Raw genomic sequence first — 15825 nt, 5'->3', positions numbered from 1 at the left:
CAAGATCCCAGGCATATCCCTGATCTGCCGCAAACGAGGGAATGCGCGGTCCGCAGCAGCGGCGGGCGGTCAGGACCCGGCGGCGGCCGAGATCGACGCCGTCGGCACAGCCACGGTGGTACACCCACTGGGCGTGGTCGAGGCGCTCGGTACGGTGGACCCGATGGCGGTGGTCAGCCCGATCACCCACTGCGACGAGCCGTCCTTCGCCCCGGGGACGCTGACCTGCACCGGGATCTCCCGATCGACGGTCTGCCAGACGGTCGAACCGGAGTTCTCGGTGGCGTGCCAGCAGACTCCGTTGAGCAGCCAGACGTCGTCGGTGCTGGGGAAGCTCGGCGCCGGCACGCCGCACGACACGACGAGCGCGGGATCGCCGTACGCCGCGTTCTGCTCCGACCCGGCGGTGACGGGGCGGCGGGCGGCGGTGCGTACGCGATCGGGCAGCTTGGCGACCAGCGCGCGGCAGACGACGGTGGCTCGTTCGCCCAGTTGCCGGTCGGCGACGGTCACCGGACCGGTCGCCGTCGCGTTGGGCTGTTCGGAAGTGTTGCCGGGCATGCCCATGGCGAACACGACCGCGCCGGTCAGCAGCGCTGCCGGCACGGCGACGAGGGCCGCGAGGAGGCGTGGGCTCAAAGCTTGACCACCGAGCAGGTCAGGGTACGGGTGATGCCGGGCACGGCCTGCACTTTACTGATAATCAACCGGCCGAGTTCGTCGACGTTGGGGCTTTCGGTGAGCACGACGACGTCGTACGGACCGGTGACCGCGTCGACGCGGACCACACCCGAAATCTTCTCGATCTCGGCGGCCACGTCGCGAGCCCGACCGACCTCGGTCTGAATCAGGATGTAGGCGTGGACCACGACGTTGAAGCTACCGCACGTGACAGACGTGTTTCTTCCGGTGTCCGGTTAAACGGCACAGGAGAGTTCGGTCTCATCGATCGAATGACGGCGCGCCTGCCCCAGGGCGAGATCAGTCTGCTCGGCCCGGGAGACGACGCCGCGATCGTGGCGGTGCCGGACGGCCGCGTCGTGGCCTGCACGGACGCGCTCGTCGAGGGCCGGCATTTCCGCCGGGACTGGTGTGACGCGGCCGACGTGGGGCACCGGGCCGCCGCCGCGAATCTCGCCGACGTCGCGGCGATGGGCGCGGTGCCGACCGCACTGCTGGTGGCCCTCTGCGCGCCGGGCGACCTGCCGGTCCAGTGGGCCGAGGAGTTCGCCGAGGGCGTCGCGGACGAGGCCGGGCTCGTCGGCGCCAGCGTGGTGGGTGGGGACACGACCTCCTCCGCGCTGCTCACGATCGTGGTCACGGCACTCGGCGATCTCCAAGGACGAGATCCAGTGGTACGCAGTGGGGCGAGCCCGGGTGACGTCGTGGCCTTGGCGGGGCGGGTCGGCTGCGCCGCTGCCGGGTACACGGTCCTGTCGCGGGGGTTCCGGACGCCGAAGATCCTCGTTGACGCGTACCGGCGACCGGAGGTCGACTATCGGGCCGGTCCGGCCGCCGCGATCGCGGGCGCGACGAGCATGATCGACGTCTCCGACGGGCTGCTGGCCGATCTCGGGCACATCGCGAAGGCCAGCGAGGTGCACATCGACGTGACGAAGGACGCGTTCGGGCTGCCTCAGCAGTTGCGGGACGCCGCCCGGGCACTGGGCGTCGACCCGTACCAATGGATTCTGGCCGGCGGGGAGGATCACGCCCTGGCCGCGACGTTCCCGTCGCACGCGTCGCTGCCGCCGGGCTGGCTGATCGTCGGCAAGGTGAGCCGGGGCGAGGGGGTCAGCGTCGACGGCCGGGATTGGGTCGGGCCACGGGGCTGGGACCACTTCACCCGCAGCGGCTCTTGATCTACTCTCACGCTCGTGAGTGATCTTCAGATTCGTCCCGTTCGCTACGGCTCGCCCGTCGCCCAGCGTCTCGTCCAGGCGATCTACGCCGATCAGGAGGAGCGTTACGGCTCCAGCGACGGCGCGCCGGTGGAGGCTATGGAGTTCGATCCGCCCGACGGCGGTTTCCTGGTCGCGTACCTGTCGGGGGAGGCCGTCGGGTGCGCGGGCTGGCGCAGTCACGGCGAGAGCGAGGAGATCGCCGAGCTGAAGCGGCTCTACTGCGCGCCCGCGGCGCGGAACCGGGGCGTGGCGAGCGCGCTGGTGGCGGCGGTCGAGGAGAACGCCCGCGAGCATGGCCGGAAGCGGATGATCCTGGAGACGGGCGACCGGCAGCCCGAGGCGATCGCGCTCTACGCCAAGCTCGGGTACGCCGACACCGAGCACTACGGCTTCTACAAGGACGAGTCCGGCGTGGTCAGCATGGCCCGCGACCTCTGACCACCACCGGTTCCCGGGTACGCGGAAAGGCCGCCCGTCGACGACGAGCGGCCTTTGCCGAAGCTCAGGCTGGAATCAGCCCCGGACGACCTTGCCGGCCTTGATGCACGAGGTGCACGCGTTGACCTTGCGGGTCGTCCCGCCACCGGCCGGGGTGCGAACCGTCTGGATGTTGGGGTTCCAACGACGGTTGGTCCGCCGGTGCGAGTGGGACACGTTGTGGCCGAAGCCCGGCCCCTTGCCACAGACGTCGCACACGCTTGCCACGGGATACTCCTGAGGTGGATAAACCCCGCAGTGAGCGGGGACGGATCTGGACCCGCGTCAGCGGGCAACCTGGCCAGGATACCTGACCGGACCCGGACACACCCAATCGGGCCGCCCGGCAACCGGGAGAGCTTAGCGTAGTGCGCCGGGCGCGCAGCCGGGTGGGTGTCGGGAGTCACGACTAGGCTGGGCGTCGTGCTGGAGGTTTTGGACGCGGCGGCGGTGCGGCGCTTCGCCGAGCGGGCGGTGACCGCGCTCGGCCGTCATCGGGCGGAGATCGACCAGCTCAACGTCTATCCGGTGCCGGACGGCGACACCGGGACGAACATGCACCTGACGATGGTCGCCGCCCGGGACGAGCTGGCGGTGCACTCCGACGAGACGGCTTCGGCCCCGACGTCGGAGGCCGCCGGGCTGCTGGCGCGCGGCGCGCTGATGGGAGCCCGGGGCAACTCCGGAGTCATCTTGGCGCAGCTTCTGCGAGGGATCGCCGACCTGATCGCCGACGGTTCGCCGGGCGCGGTCGCGGCCGGGCTCGGTGAGGGCGCGAAGGCGGCGCGGGCCGCGGTCGCCCGCCCGGTGGAGGGCACCATCCTCAGCGTCGCCGACGCGGCGGCTCAGGCGGCGCGCGACGTCGCGCTGCGGGCCGGGTCGCTCGCCGACGTCGTCGGCGCGGCGCTCGGCAAGGCGGTCCGGGCGTTGGCGCAGACGACCGAGCAACTTCCCGCGCTCGCCGCGGCGGGCGTGGTCGACGCGGGCGGTCGCGGCCTGGTCGTGATCCTGGACGCCTTGCGGGGCGAGGTCACCGGCGAGGAGAGCCACCTGCCCGAGGTCACCGGCGCGGCGGCGATCAACTCGGCGACGGCCGCGACCGAGGAAGCGGTCGGCCAGTTCGGTTACGAGGTGCAATACCTGCTCGACGCGCCGGAGCCGGCGGTGGAGCGGTTGCGGGGCACACTCGACCGGCTCGGCGACTCCCTCGTCGTGGTCGGCGGTCCGGACACCTGGCGGGTGCACGTGCATGTGGCCGACGTCGGCGCGGCCATCGAGGCGGGCGTCCGGGCGGGCCGGCCCTATCAGATCGGCGTGACCGACCTCACGAAGCAGGTCGCCGGGCGGCAGTGTCTGGACCCGGAGGCGCGCGGAGTCGTCGTGGTAGCGGCCGGCGACGGGCTCGAGGACCTCTTCCAGGCCGAGCAGACGGTGACGGTGGGCGCCAAGCCGTCCCCGGCCGAGCTGCTGGCGGCGATCCGCCGGGCGGCGGCCGGCCGGGTGGTGGTGCTGCCCAACGACCCCGATACGCAGGCCGTCGCGACGGTGGCCGCCGGGGAGGCGTACCACGAGGGCATCAAGGTCCGGGTGGTGCCGACGAAGTCGCCGGTGCAGGCGATCGCGGCGCTGGCCGTGCGCGACTCCGGCCGCCGGTTCGAGGACGACGTCATCGCCATGGCGGAGGCCGCCGGCAAGTGTCGCTACGCCCAGGTCACCCGGGCCGCGCGGGAAGCGTTGACAGTGGCCGGGCCATGCCGCCCGGGTGACGTGATCGCGCTCGTCGAGGGTGAGGTGCACCTGATCGGCACCGATCTCGGGCAGGTTTGCCGGGATCTGCTGGACCGGTTGCTGGGCGGCGGCGGCGAACTGGTCACGCTCCTGATCGGAGCGGACGCGCCCGACGAGCTGGCGGCGGCGCTCGTCGGCCACCTCGCGACGGCCTGGCCGTTCGCCGAGGTCCAATGCCTGTCCGGCGGGCAGCCGCACTACCCGCTGATCGTGGGCGTCGAATGACCCGCCGCACCTGTGCGCCCGCCGAAGGATGGTGATCGCATGACCACGGTGACCGCGCCCGAGCTGGCGACGCCCCTGAAGAAGCTGGTGGGGGAGAAGACGGCCAAGGCCCTGTCCAGCCATCTCGGGCTGGAGACCGCGGGCGACCTGCTCTACCACCTGCCCCGGCGATACGACCAGCGCGGCGAGCACACCGCGATCCGATCGCTGGAGGTCGGCGAGGAGGTGACCATCCTCGGCCAGGTGCTGACGACCAACCAGCGCCGGATGCGCGACCGCCGGGGCAACATCCTCGATGTGGTGGTCGGCGACGACGCGGGCGGCCGGATCAAGCTGGCCTTCTTCAACCAGGCCTGGCGGGAGAAGGATCTGCGTCCAGGCCGGTGGGGTTTGTTCGCCGGCAAGGTCGGTGAGTTCCGGGGGGAGCGCCAGCTCGCCCATCCCGAATACGTGCTGCTCGGTGACGACGGGGCCGATCCCGGTGAGGTCGCGTTGGCGGCCGAGGCCGAGGTGGAGGAGTTCGCCGGGGCGTTCATCCCGATCTACCCGGCGGCGAAGGCGTTGCCGACCTGGGTCATCGCCAAGTGCGTACGCGTCGTGCTGGACACGGTGCGGCTGACCGAGGATCCGATGCCGAGCGAGATCCGGGCCGAGCGCAGACTCGTCGACCTGCCGACCGCGCTCCGGCAGATCCACCGCCCCGAGTCGCAGGGTTCGCTGGCGACGGCGAAGAAGCGACTGGCTTGGGACGAGGCGTTCGCCGTCCAGCTGACGCTGGTGCAACGACGCGTACGCGCCGAGCAGTCGCCCGCAGTGCCCCGTCCGCCCCGGTCAGGCGGTCTCCTGGAGCGGTTCGACGCCCAGTTGCCGTTCACCCTGACCGAAGGGCAGCAGACGGTCGGCGAGGAGCTGTCGGAAGGGATCTCGGCGGCCCATCCGATGCACCGCCTGTTGCAGGGCGAGGTCGGCGCGGGCAAGACGATGGTGGCGTTGCGGGCCATGTTGCAGGTCGTCGACGCGGGCGGCCAAGCCGTCCTGCTCGCCCCGACCGAAGTGCTGGCCTCGCAGCATCACCGGTCGATGCACAAGCTGCTCGGTCCGCTGGGCCGGGCCGGGGAACTCGACGGCGACCTGGACGGGACCCGGATCGTCCTGGTGACCGGCTCGCTGCCCGCCGCCGCCCGGCGGCAGGCGCTGGCCGAGATCGCCGACGGCCGGGCCAGTCTGGTCGTGGGGACGCACGCGTTGCTCTACGACGGCATCGACTTCGCCGACCTCGGTCTGGTCGTGGTCGACGAACAGCACCGGTTCGGCGTCGAGCAGCGGGACGCGTTGCGCGCCAAGGCCGGGCAGCCGCCGCATGTGCTCGTCATGACGGCCACTCCGATTCCGCGGACGGTCGCGATGACGGTCTTCGGCGATCTGGAGGTCTCGACGCTGGCCCAGCTGCCGGGCGGCCGGTCGCCGATCGCGTCGCATGTGGTGCCCGCCGCGGAGAAGCCCGCGTACCTCGATCGGGCTTGGCGGCGGATGGTCGAAGAGGTCGGCAAGGGGCATCAGGCGTACGTGGTGTGCCCGCGGATCGGGGAGTCGGCCGCAGAGGAGGACGCCGAGCCGACGGGCGCGGAGGACGACGGCCGCCGCCCCCCGATCGCCGTCACCGAGGTGGCTCCGCTGCTGGCCGAGGGACCGCTGAAGGGCCTGCGGATCGGTGTGCTGCACGGGCGGCTGGCCTCGGACGAGAAGGACGCGGTGATGCGCGCGTTCTCGGCGGGCGACCTCGACGTGCTGATCGCGACCACCGTCATCGAGGTCGGCGTCGACGTGCCCAACGCCACCATGATGGTGATCCTCGACGCCGACCGGTTCGGCGTCTCCCAGCTGCATCAGCTGCGCGGCCGGGTCGGCCGGGGGTCGGCGCCCGGCCTGTGCCTGCTGGTGACCGAGGCGATCGAGGGCAGCCCGGCGCGGGAACGGCTCGACGCCGTGGCGTCCACCACCGACGGTTTCCGGCTGGCCGAGATCGACCTGGAGCAGCGGCGTGAGGGCGACGTGCTGGGTGCGGCCCAGTCCGGTCGCCGTTCGCATCTGAAGGTCCTGTCGTTGTTGCGGGACGCCGACATGATCGGCGACGCTCGGGCGACGGCCGAGCAGTTACTGACGGGCGATCCCGAGCTGGCCAAGCATCCCCAGCTGGCGGCCTCGATCGCCGCTCTTGTCTCGGACGACCGGGCGGAGTACCTCGAAAAAGGGTGAGCCGCCGAGCCTCGGATACGCCGAAGGCGCCGCGTCCCCTCGGGATCGCGGCGCCTTCAGTCGTAGAGCGGGTTACTCGATCTCGGTCAGCTTCCGCCGGCGCGCCATCATCAGGAGCACCGCGCCGCCGCCCAGCAGCAGCGCCGCGACTCCGGCGATCAGGCCGACCTGGACACCCGTGACCGGCAGGCCCGGGGTCGAGGTCGAGGTGCTCGGCGACGGGGTCGTCGACCCCGGTACGCCCGGCGAGCTGGCCGACGGGGACGGCGACGGCGTACCGCCGGCGCACTCGGTCGGCTTCACGTAGGTGACGGTGACTTCCTTGTCGAAGTCGGGGAAGCTCACCGTGGCCTCGGTCGCGTCACCGGGGGTGAACGTGACCGTCTCCGTCTTGCCGGGCTCGACCGTGAGCTTCTTGCTCTCCGAGCCGTAGGTGACGACGGCGTCGGCGGCGAGGTCGCCCTCCGGGTTGCTCACCGAAACGGTGAACTTGTCGCAGGTGGACTCGCTGGACACGGTCGGCGGGGTGCAGTGGCCGGGCTGCCACATGCCCTCGGCGACGAAGTCCTTGCCGGAGCTGACGGAGATCTTCCCGGACTTGTCCGCGGGCACGACGACGTCGACGGACTTGCCCGGCTGGACCGTGACCTCCTTGACGAACGAGCCGTCGAGGCCGGCGACGACCTTGAACGGCGCGTCGTACTTGGCGTCCTTGCCGGAGTTGGCGAGGTGGACGGTCACCGTGCCGTCACAGGCCGAGACCATGGTCGCCTCGGGGGTGACACAGGCCCTCGAACCGCCGTTGAACCAGGCCTGCGGGCCCTTCGACCGGTTGCCGGGCGCGCCGGACGAGCCGAGCTTGCGGTTGTTGTACCGCTCGCCGTCAGCCACCATCGGGTTGATGAGCTTGTCGCCCCAGACCAGGTCGACCTGCGTGTAACAGGCCGGAACGTTGACCTTCAGGTCGGCGGTCGGGTGCTCGGCGTCGATGACGCCCACGACCGAGTCGTACTTGTACTGCGGCCAGGTCGCCGAGGAGGACGGGGCGTAGTACGAGACCAGCAGGAAGGACTGCGACTGGCCGGCGCACAGCGGCAGCTCGCCGGCGAGCTTGATGGTCGAGCTCGCGGTGGAGCCGGTGACTTCGAAGGTGTGCGTGTACTTGGCGGCGTCCGCCTTGACGCACTGCTCGGTCGGCTTGCACTCGCCCTTCAGCCGGACGGTCTCGCCGATCTTGTCAGTCACACCGTCGTTCGGCTTGCCGTGCTCCTTGGACCAGACCACGGTGAAGGAGAGCTTCGCCGACTTCGCGTCGCCGGCGACGAGCTGCGTCGCGGTCAGCCGGCCGTTGGCGTTGCGGTCCTTCTGCGGGACGACCGCGCCCGCGAGCGGCACAGCGGGGTCGCCGGCCGTCACGTCGCCGGTCGGCTCCGACTGGACCTCGGTGATGGTCGCGTCCCGGTTCCACTTGTTCGTGAGGGTCCAGGTGACCCGCCATTTGCCCGTGCCGGTGTCGCACTGCGCGGCGGATCCTTCGAGGACGAATTGGTTCTTGTGGTGGTCGTCGCCGGTCTGCACCGGGCCAGAGGCGAGCGCCTGGCCCGCGCCGAGCAGCGCGAAGGCCACGCCCGCCACGGCCACGAGGGCACGCCGGACGGAGGTGTGGGGGGTCATTCGTTCTCCAGGGGTTGGGCACGGCCTCCCCGAATGGGTGCCAGCGCCGGAGATCCACGACAAAAGTCGGCCAACAATATCGACATCACGCCGTTACGTCATCTCCTACTTTCGGCCATCGCGTAGCGTCAGAGGGTGACCAGAATCGTGGCGGGGATCTATGGCGGACGGCGGCTGACCACTCTGGCCGGACCGAACACCCGGCCGACCGCCGACCGCGTACGCGAGGCGCTGTTCTCCTCCCTGACCAGTGAGCACGGCGGTGACCTGGAAGGACTGCGGTTCGCCGACCTGTACGCCGGATCCGGCGCGATCGGCCTGGAGGCGTTGTCCCGCGGAGCCGCGTACGCGTTGCTGGTCGAGTCGGATCCGAAGGCGGCCCGGGTGATCCGGGCGAACCTCACCGCCCTGACTGTCGGGTCGGCGGCCGAGCTGCTCACGGTGAAGGTGAGCGCGGCCGTCGCGGCGCCGCCGCCGGGCGGTCCCTTCGACGTCGTCTTCGCCGATCCCCCGTACGCGATCGGGGAGGACGAGCTGAAGACGGTCCTCGACGGGCTGGCCGGGCAGGGCTGGCTGGCCGACGACGCCCTGATCGTCATCGAGCGCGCCCGGCGGTCGCCGGAGCCGCCGTGGGTGCATCACATCACCGGAGAGCGGTCACGCCGTTACGGTGAGACGACTCTTTGGTACGGTCGCGCCGACCGAGGGGTAAACGCGGCAGCAGAAGGAATAGCGCAATGAGGCGTGCAGTCTGTCCCGGTTCGTTCGACCCGATGACGAAAGGCCATCTGGACATCATCGTCCGGTCGGCCCGGCTCTTCGACGAGGTCATCGTCGGAGTGCTGATCAACGCGTCGAAGTCGGCGGTGTTCACCGTGGACGAGCGGATCGAGATGCTGCGGGAGGCGACCGCGAGTACGCCCAACCTGCGGATCGTGGGCTTCCACGGGCTGCTGGTGGACTTCTGCCACGAGCAGGGCGCGCAGGTCGTGGTCAAGGGACTGCGGGCGGTCAGCGACTTCGACTACGAGTTGCAGATGGCGCAGATGAACATCGGGCTCTCGGGCGTCGAGACCTTGTTCATGCCGACCAACCCGCTCTACTCGTTCATCGCGTCGAGCTTGGTGAAGCAGGTCTGCAAGCTCGGCGGGGACGTCTCTCAATACGTCCCGAAGGCGGTCGAGGAGCGTCTCGTCGCCAAACTGCGACCGGCCCAATAGCGACCGGCTTGACAGCGACCGGTTTGACGGGTCGCCTCGGCCAACACCGGCCCGGTAGCGGCCGGTTCAGCAGCTGAACCGTGCATCACGGACGAAACGGGACGCGACACGCCCCGGCCGTTCGTGCGACACGCGGCCGGACGTCCGGTCGGCCCATCCATGGCGGAGACGACGCATGATGGATCAGCTACGACTGCAACTAACGAGGAGTGTTCGGTGGACCCGCTCGACCGCATCGATGAGATCATCGCCATGGTGGAGAGCGCTCGGTCGGTGCCCATGTCGCGCAACTGCATGGTCGACCGCGGAGAGATGATCGGCGTGCTCGACGAGCTGCGCGCGGATCTTCCCGCCGAGCTGCGTAAGGCAGCGGCGCTCCTGGAGGAACGCGACAACATCCTGGACGCCGGCCAGCGCGAGGCGGACCGGATCATCAACGAGGGCGAGCGGGAGCATCACCGGCTCGTCGCGATGCACGAGATCACCGTCTCGGCCGAGCACGAGGGCAACCGGATCATCTCCGAGGCCCGCGCCGAGGCGCAGCGCCTGCGGGAAGAGGTCGACGACTACGTCGACACCGCCCTGGCCAACTTCGAGCAGTTCCTGACCCGGGCGCTGGCGTCGATCGAGCGCGGGCGGGACAAGATGCACGCGCTGCGCGAGATCGGGCAGTTCGTCCCCGGTGAGGACGAACGTCCGCTTCCGTCCCTCTGACCCCTGTGAGGTCCAACCCCCAGTTGGACGTCGACCCGGCCGCCCAGGTAACCTTCTACGTCGGCCTCACCTAGGCCGGAGTCTTAACTATGCGTGATCATCAGCCGAAGCACCTCGATGCCCGGGCGCCGCTTGTCCTCGATGCGAGGGAGCTGCCGCGCCGCCCGGGGGCGATGCGTGCCCTGAAACTGGTCGTTCCCGCACCGGCGGACCTCGGCTTGGAACTGATCGGCGTGCCGGAAGGCGGCGACCTCACCCTCGATCTGAGGATGGAGTCCGTCTCCGAAGGCGTGCTCGTCTCCGGCACCGCCCACGGTGCCCTGGAGGGCGAGTGCGGCCGGTGCCTGCGCCCGATCACCGACGAGATCACCGTGCGGATCCAGGAGCTTTACGCGTACCCGGACTCCGCGACGGACGAGACGACGGACGAGGACGAGATCGGCCGGCTTCAGGACGACCTGTTCGACCTGGAACCGGCGCTGCGGGATGCGGTGGTGCTCGCACTGCCGGTCAACCCGCTCTGCGAGCAAGACTGCCCGGGATTGTGCCCCGACTGCGGGGTGCACTGGGACGAACTGCCCGAGGGTCATACCCACGAGCAGGTCGACCCGCGCTGGGCGGCCCTGAGCAACCTGACCGTGAGCACTGAGGAGTAACTACCGTGGCTGTCCCGAAGCGGAAGATGTCGCGCAGCAACACCCGTCACCGCCGGGCGCAGTGGAAGGTCTCCGCTGTCGCGACCGTCGCCTGCCCGCAGTGCAAGTCGCCGAAGCTCCCGCACGGTGCCTGCACCGTCTGCGGCACCTACAACGGCCGTCAGGTCCTCTCGGTCTGACAGCCTTTCCGGTGACGCTCAAGGTCACCCGGAAAGACGATCTTCGCGCCGGTCGGTCCGTGGACAACGGGCCGGCCGGTGACGCGTCGTCAGGGCCTGTCAAGATCGCCGTCGACCTCCTCGGCGGGGACGATGCTCCCGCCGTCGTGGTGGGCGGCGCTCTTCAGGCACTGGCCGTCGATCCGGGTCTGCGCCTGATCCTGGTCGGCCCGCCCGATGCGGCCGACGCGGTGATCCGCGCCCTGTCTCCCGCCGATCGCGAGCGGGTCGAACTTCACGCCGTCTCGGGTGCCGTCACCATGGCCGATCCCCCGGTACGCGCGGCTTCCCGCGAGACGAGCATCCGTGCCGCCGCGCACGCCGTGGCCGTCGGAGCCGCCGACGCCATGGTCTCCGCGGGCTCCTCCGGCGCCACGGTCACCGCCGCCGTGCTGGCCCTGGGCCGGTCCTCCGGCGTACGCAAACCGCCGCTGGCGGCGTGGTTGCCGACCGTCCGGCCAGGTCAGGAGACACTGCTCCTCGACGTCGGCGGCTCGATGGACTGCACCGTCGCGGTGCTCCAGTCCCATGCGGGCCTCGGGACGGCGTACTGGTCGCAGCACACTGGACAGGCCCATCCCCGGATCGGGCTGCTCTCCGTCGGCCGTGAGCCGGGCAAGGGCGACCGCGTACGCCGCGCCGCCGAGAAGGCGTTCGCGGCGACGGACGGCTTCGTCGGCCTGGTCGAAGGCGACGACGTTCTCCTCGGCGACCGGGCCGATGTCGTGGTCACCGATGGCTTCACCGGTAATGTGCTGCTCAAAGGGATCGAAGGCGCGTACCGTCTGGCGACAGTGGGAGTGGACGGAGCGTCGCACGGGATGGCCCGCGCGGCGGTGATGCTGGGGGTGCCCGGCGTGGTCGTGGTCTGCCACGGCGCGGCGGACGAAGGCGATCTGGCTTCCGGGCTCGCCGAGGCGGCTCGTCTGGCGCGGAGCCGGCGGACCGGTCGGGCCGAGCACACCCGCGCGGGGCAGCGCATCCGGGCCGAGCGAGACGTCCGGGCCGAGCAGGAGCAGGAGGGCAACCGGTGAAGAAGCGTCCAGCACTGTCGCATCTGGAGGAAGCCCTCGGCATCACGCTCGAGGAACAGCTTCTGGAGCTAGCGCTCACCCACCGGTCGTACGCGTACGAGAACGGCGGCATTCCCACCAACGAGCGGCTGGAGTTCCTCGGCGACGCCGTCCTGGGCGTGGTCGTCACCGACGCCCTCTTCCGCGACCATCCGGAGCTGGCCGAAGGGCGACTGGCCAAACTGCGGGCCAGTGTCGTGAACTCGCGGGCGCTGGCCAGCGTCTCCCGGACGCTCAGCCCGTACGGCCTGGGCGCGTACCTGTTGCTGGGCAAGGGCGAAGAGGGCACCGGCGGCCGGGACAAGGACTCGATCCTCGCCGACGCGCTGGAGGCAGTGCTGGGCGCGATCTATATCGAGCACGGCATCGAGACCGCCACCTCGGTCATCCTCAAGCTCTTCGACCCGCTGATGAGCGAGTCCGCCCGCAAGGGTGTCGGCCTGGACTGGAAGACCAGCCTGCAGGAGCTGACCGCGATGAACGGCTGGGGCGTGCCGGAGTACGAGGTCACCGAGGAGGGCCCGGACCACGCGAAGGCGTTCACCGCCTGGGCGGTCGTCGGCGGCGAGCGGTTCGGCGGCTCCCGGGGCCGGACGAAGAAGGAGGCCGAGCAGCGCTCGGCCGAGGAGGCGTTCCTCGTGCTGAGCAATCGCGCGGTGGACCAGAGCCATCCCGAGGCGGAGGGGTCCGATGCCGGAGCTGCCTGAGGTCGAGACCGTCCGCCAGGGCGTCGAGCGCTGGGTCACCGGCCGGACGGTCGCCGCGGCCGAGGTGCTTCATCCACGCGCGATCCGGCGGCACATCGCCGGCGCGGACGACTTCACGGCGGCCCTGCGCGGCGTCAAGATCCTCGGTGCCCGGCGGCGTGGCAAGTATCTGTGGCTGCCGCTCGACAGCGGGGACGCCGTCGTCGGCCACCTCGGCATGTCCGGCCAGCTCCTCGTGCAGCCGCCGGACGCCGAGGACGAGAAGCACCTGCGCATCCGGTTCCGCTTCGAGGACGGCGAGTCCGAGCTGCGGTTCGTCGACCAGCGGACGTTCGGCGGGCTAGCCCTGTCCCGGGGCGGCGCCGAGCTGCCGGACGAGATCGCGCACATCGCCCTCGACCCGTTCGACGCCACGTACCGCGACTCGGTGGTCGCCGCCGCGCTGCGGGCTCGCAAGACCGAGGTCAAGCGCGCGCTGCTCGACCAGACACTGATCTCCGGCGTCGGCAACATCTACGCCGACGAGGCGCTCTGGCGGGCCAAGCTCCACGGCGCGCGGCCCACCGACCGGCTCAGCCAGGCCGTCGCGCTCACCCTCCTCGGCCACTGCCGGGACGTCATGGCCGAGGCCATGATCGCGGGCGGCACGAGCTTCGACGCCCTCTATGTCAACGTCAACGGCGAGAGCGGCTACTTCGACCGGTCGCTCAACGCGTACGGCCGGGAAGGGGAGCCGTGCTCGCGCTGCGGCTCCGCGATCCGGCGGGAGTCGTTCATGAACCGGAGCTCGTTCAGCTGCCCGCGCTGCCAACCCAAACCGCGGGTCACTGTGCGGTGACGTACAGCTCGAAACCCTTGTCCCGGCAGGCTTTCTTCGCGCGGTCCATGTCCGGTCCCTGCACATAACAGACAGGGGTACGCCCAGCGGCGAGCACGTCTTTCACCACTTCGGGACTGGCCCCGAACGCGTCGAAGACGGCGACCTCGTCCGGGGCGTACTCGTCGGGGTTGAACTCGCGCAGGTCAGGCCGGGCGCGGCCGATCACCATGAAGATGACGACGATGGCCGAGCCCAGCGCCAGGACCTTGACGATCTTCTTCACCGCTGCGCTGCCTCACGCGGTGGCCAGCGCCGGAACGAGGCAGCCGGCCGAGGTCGCGACGCCCCAGGCCGCGCCCCGCCCCCGCATCAGCTCCAGGCACTGCTCCATGTTCTCGCCCGGGATGCCGTGGACGACATGCCCGTCACCGGGGCGTACGCCGTCCTCGGTGCCCAACTGGTAATCGATCCAGTCGCCTTCGAAGGTGCAGATGATGGCGCCGAGCCCGCGATAGAGGTTGTCCGTCGGGCGGCCCGGATTGAGCAGGATCGTGTCGAAGCCCAACCGGCGCGCCGCGCGTACGGCCATCGCGACCGGGCCGATCGAGAACGGGCTGGTCGGGACTTGGTCGAAGAAGAGGCCGCCGACGGCCTGCGCGCCCCACTCGTCGAGTTCGGCCTTGACCGACTCGACCGGACGCGCGCCGAAGGCGAGGTCGAGGTACCCCAGCGGGACGCCGGCGTTGACGGGTCCGGCGACCGGATGCGCGTAGATCGTCAGGTGTCTGCCCACACCGTCGTCAACGATTTGCCCGTTTGAGTCGAGACTGTCGCTGAATTGACAGGCCGGTTGACGGCGGCCCCGGCGGTGCTACTGCCGTCCGAAGTCCTGCGTCCAGTAGGGTGTCGACTTCCGGTATGCCAATCCGACGCCGATCGCCTCGAGATCGCAGTTGAGGATGTTGGCCCGGTGCCCCTCGCTGTTCATCCAGCCCTTCATCACGGCCGCCGCGTCCGCATACCCGTACGCGATATTCTCGGCGCCGGCCGCGTTGCGCGGGTAGCCCGTCGCCGCGATCCGGTCGACGAAGGACGATCCGTCCGGGCCGGTATGGCTGAAGAAGTTCTTCTCCGCCATCAGCGCGCTGTAGGAGCGGGCCGCTTTGTGCAGGCGGGAGTCGTTGCGCAGCTTGCCGCAGCCCGCCTTCACCCGTTCGGCGTTCACCAGGTCGAAGACCTTGTTCTCGACCGACGTGATCTTGTCCAGCGCGGTCGGCGAAGCCTTGGTGGGCGACGGCTTCGGCGAGGGGGAGGCCGGGGGCGTACTCCCCGAGGGGGTCACTGGGCTGGGGGAACCCGAGGCCGTCGCGACTGCCGCCGGGGACCCGGAGGCGGAGGATGAGACATTGACGCCGGGATCGCCCGATGCCGATGAGGGCGAGAAGTTGGGGGCGAAGTGCGCGACGGCGGCGAAAAGCCCGACGATCAGGGCCGCGGCGAGCAGTAAGGCGAGCACCAAAGGCAGCGGTGACCTGCTCGGAGCCCGGTGCATCGGCCTGTTGGGGGAGGGGTGCACCCGCCGAAGCTATCCGGACGGCTGGACAGGGGCAACCCAGACGATGTGTCAGATCACGACAGATCGGGATGAGGGCGTAACGGGTCTCACGGGGTGGCGCAGCTTGACTCCGACTCCCGATCGGCGGAGTATGGAATCCGACGCCGTATCGCGCCCTAACCGTGTCCACCCACATGCGCCGTGGGCCGGCTGCCGCGAGACAAATGGGCGCGTGTCCCGGCATACCGGTGGCGCAGAACAAGGAGATGAAATGGCGAAGGCCCTCTTTGGCCACGTCACGATGGCACCAGACCGGCGCCTTCTGGACGAGGTCACCAAGTTGCGTGCCCGGGTGAACTCGCTGGAGTTCGACAACACTCGCCTGCGGGCGGAGAACGATCGGCTGGCCGCTGCGGTCGCCGGGAGCGAGAACGACGAGTTCCTCCGTCTCGCCGAGACGGCTATGGCCTGATCGGCCCGGGCCGAAGAACCTGATAGCGCGCCTGCCACCTCCGTGGCGGCGCGCTGTTGTATCTCT

At 70.3% G+C, this 15825-nt stretch carries 20 protein-coding genes; 13 read left to right on the top strand and 7 right to left on the bottom strand.

Features of this window, described 5'->3' with window-relative positions; genetic code table 11:
- Positions 1-69: 69 nt before the first annotated feature.
- Together HDA40_RS17345 and HDA40_RS17340 are read right to left on the bottom strand one after the other, a co-directional pair.
- Positions 70-639, bottom strand: a complete 570-nt coding sequence (locus HDA40_RS17345; RefSeq protein WP_253757107.1) for a DUF3515 family protein — start codon at positions 637-639, stop codon at positions 70-72.
- Complete coding sequence (locus HDA40_RS17340; protein WP_253757105.1) at positions 636-869, bottom strand: Lrp/AsnC family transcriptional regulator; 234 nt, start codon at positions 867-869, stop codon at positions 636-638. The genes HDA40_RS17345 and HDA40_RS17340 overlap by 4 nt, the downstream gene beginning before the upstream one ends.
- On the opposite strand from HDA40_RS17340, the gene HDA40_RS17335 reads away from it, so the two are divergent.
- Both HDA40_RS17335 and HDA40_RS17330 read left to right on the top strand, forming a co-directional pair.
- Positions 861-1862: a thiamine-phosphate kinase gene (locus tag HDA40_RS17335; protein WP_308197718.1), complete on the top strand. Its 1002-nt coding sequence runs from the start codon at positions 861-863 to the stop codon at positions 1860-1862. The genes HDA40_RS17340 and HDA40_RS17335 overlap by 9 nt on opposite strands.
- A 15-nt stretch (positions 1863-1877) precedes the next feature.
- A complete protein-coding gene (locus HDA40_RS17330) occupies positions 1878-2342 on the top strand; it encodes a GNAT family N-acetyltransferase (RefSeq protein ID WP_253757100.1) in 465 nt (154 codons plus the stop codon).
- A gap of 75 nt (positions 2343-2417) precedes the next feature.
- Here HDA40_RS17330 and rpmB read toward each other — a convergent pair whose 3' ends face one another.
- The gene (rpmB, locus tag HDA40_RS17325; protein ID WP_253757098.1) at positions 2418-2609 is read right to left on the bottom strand and encodes a 50S ribosomal protein L28; all 192 of its coding nucleotides are present in this window, start codon (positions 2607-2609) and stop codon (positions 2418-2420) included.
- Positions 2610-2804: 195 nt separating this feature from the next.
- Here rpmB and HDA40_RS17320 point away from each other — a divergent pair, with 195 nt between their 5' ends.
- Both HDA40_RS17320 and recG read left to right on the top strand, forming a co-directional pair.
- Entirely contained in the window at positions 2805-4394 is a 1590-nt protein-coding gene (locus HDA40_RS17320; protein ID WP_253757096.1) for a DAK2 domain-containing protein, read from the top strand.
- A 39-nt stretch (positions 4395-4433) separates the two neighbouring features.
- Positions 4434-6650: an ATP-dependent DNA helicase RecG gene (recG, locus tag HDA40_RS17315; RefSeq protein ID WP_253757094.1), complete on the top strand. Its 2217-nt coding sequence runs from the start codon at positions 4434-4436 to the stop codon at positions 6648-6650.
- Between the two features lie 72 nt (positions 6651-6722).
- Here recG and HDA40_RS17310 read toward each other — a convergent pair whose 3' ends face one another.
- On the bottom strand, positions 6723-8324 hold the full coding sequence (locus HDA40_RS17310; RefSeq protein ID WP_253757092.1) for a cell wall anchor protein: 1602 nt from the start codon (positions 8322-8324) through the stop codon (positions 6723-6725).
- A gap of 135 nt (positions 8325-8459) precedes the next feature.
- On the opposite strand from HDA40_RS17310, the gene rsmD reads away from it, so the two are divergent.
- The 8 genes from rsmD (at position 8460) to mutM (ending at position 13750) form a co-directional block, all read left to right on the top strand.
- Positions 8460-9065, top strand: a complete 606-nt coding sequence (gene rsmD, locus HDA40_RS17305; RefSeq protein WP_253757090.1) for a 16S rRNA (guanine(966)-N(2))-methyltransferase RsmD — start codon at positions 8460-8462, stop codon at positions 9063-9065.
- Positions 9062-9544: a pantetheine-phosphate adenylyltransferase gene (gene coaD, locus HDA40_RS17300; protein WP_253757088.1), complete on the top strand. Its 483-nt coding sequence runs from the start codon at positions 9062-9064 to the stop codon at positions 9542-9544. Before rsmD ends, coaD begins: the two co-directional genes overlap by 4 nt.
- Before the next feature lie 216 nt (positions 9545-9760).
- Positions 9761-10258, top strand: coding sequence for an ATP synthase subunit B family protein (locus HDA40_RS17295; RefSeq protein ID WP_253757086.1), 498 nt, complete (start codon positions 9761-9763; stop codon positions 10256-10258).
- Positions 10259-10347: 89 nt separating this feature from the next.
- Positions 10348-10914, top strand: a complete 567-nt coding sequence (locus HDA40_RS17290; protein ID WP_253757084.1) for a YceD family protein — start codon at positions 10348-10350, stop codon at positions 10912-10914.
- 5 nt (positions 10915-10919) lie between these two features.
- A complete protein-coding gene (gene rpmF, locus HDA40_RS17285; protein WP_253757082.1) occupies positions 10920-11093 on the top strand; it encodes a 50S ribosomal protein L32 in 174 nt (57 codons plus the stop codon).
- Positions 11094-11104: 11 nt separating this feature from the next.
- Positions 11105-12166: a phosphate acyltransferase PlsX gene (locus HDA40_RS17280; RefSeq protein ID WP_253757080.1), complete on the top strand. Its 1062-nt coding sequence runs from the start codon at positions 11105-11107 to the stop codon at positions 12164-12166.
- Positions 12163-12912 carry a ribonuclease III gene (gene rnc / locus HDA40_RS17275; RefSeq protein WP_253757078.1) on the top strand — a complete coding sequence of 250 codons (750 nt, stop codon included), beginning with the start codon at positions 12163-12165 and terminating at the stop codon, positions 12910-12912. The genes HDA40_RS17280 and rnc overlap by 4 nt, the downstream gene beginning before the upstream one ends.
- On the top strand, positions 12896-13750 hold the full coding sequence (mutM, locus tag HDA40_RS17270) for a bifunctional DNA-formamidopyrimidine glycosylase/DNA-(apurinic or apyrimidinic site) lyase (RefSeq protein ID WP_253757075.1): 855 nt from the start codon (positions 12896-12898) through the stop codon (positions 13748-13750). The genes rnc and mutM overlap by 17 nt, the downstream gene beginning before the upstream one ends.
- Here the strand turns inward: mutM and HDA40_RS17265 are convergent.
- The 3 genes from HDA40_RS17265 to HDA40_RS17255 form a co-directional block, all read right to left on the bottom strand.
- On the bottom strand, positions 13737-14015 hold the full coding sequence (locus tag HDA40_RS17265; protein WP_253757073.1) for a hypothetical protein: 279 nt from the start codon (positions 14013-14015) through the stop codon (positions 13737-13739). The genes mutM and HDA40_RS17265 overlap by 14 nt on opposite strands.
- A gap of 12 nt (positions 14016-14027) precedes the next feature.
- Positions 14028-14525 (bottom strand): spherulation-specific family 4 protein, encoded by a 498-nt coding sequence (locus HDA40_RS17260; RefSeq protein ID WP_253757070.1) that lies wholly within the window; start codon positions 14523-14525, stop codon positions 14028-14030.
- Positions 14526-14603: 78 nt separating this feature from the next.
- Positions 14604-15308: a CAP domain-containing protein gene (locus tag HDA40_RS17255; protein WP_253757068.1), complete on the bottom strand. Its 705-nt coding sequence runs from the start codon at positions 15306-15308 to the stop codon at positions 14604-14606.
- A 250-nt stretch (positions 15309-15558) separates the two neighbouring features.
- Here HDA40_RS17255 and HDA40_RS17250 point away from each other — a divergent pair, with 250 nt between their 5' ends.
- A complete protein-coding gene (locus tag HDA40_RS17250) occupies positions 15559-15759 on the top strand; it encodes a hypothetical protein (protein WP_253757066.1) in 201 nt (66 codons plus the stop codon).
- The last annotated feature ends 66 nt before the right edge of the window (positions 15760-15825 follow it).

The organism is Hamadaea flava (assembly GCF_024172085.1).
GTDB lineage: Bacteria > Actinomycetota > Actinomycetes > Mycobacteriales > Micromonosporaceae > Hamadaea > Hamadaea flava.
This window is presented reverse-complemented; position numbering and strand designations above follow the sequence as displayed.

Coding starts and splice junctions, on each gene's coding strand:
- recG (WP_253757094.1), top strand. CDS start 4,434: ATGACCACGGTGACCGCGCCCGAGCTGGCGACGCCCCTGAAGAAGCTG.
- HDA40_RS17310 (WP_253757092.1), bottom strand. CDS start 8,324: ATGACCCCCCACACCTCCGTCCGGCGTGCCCTCGTGGCCGTGGCGGGC.
- coaD (WP_253757088.1), top strand. CDS start 9,062: ATGAGGCGTGCAGTCTGTCCCGGTTCGTTCGACCCGATGACGAAAGGC.
- HDA40_RS17290 (WP_253757084.1), top strand. CDS start 10,348: ATGCGTGATCATCAGCCGAAGCACCTCGATGCCCGGGCGCCGCTTGTC.
- mutM (WP_253757075.1), top strand. CDS start 12,896: ATGCCGGAGCTGCCTGAGGTCGAGACCGTCCGCCAGGGCGTCGAGCGC.
- HDA40_RS17250 (WP_253757066.1), top strand. CDS start 15,559: ATGGCGAAGGCCCTCTTTGGCCACGTCACGATGGCACCAGACCGGCGC.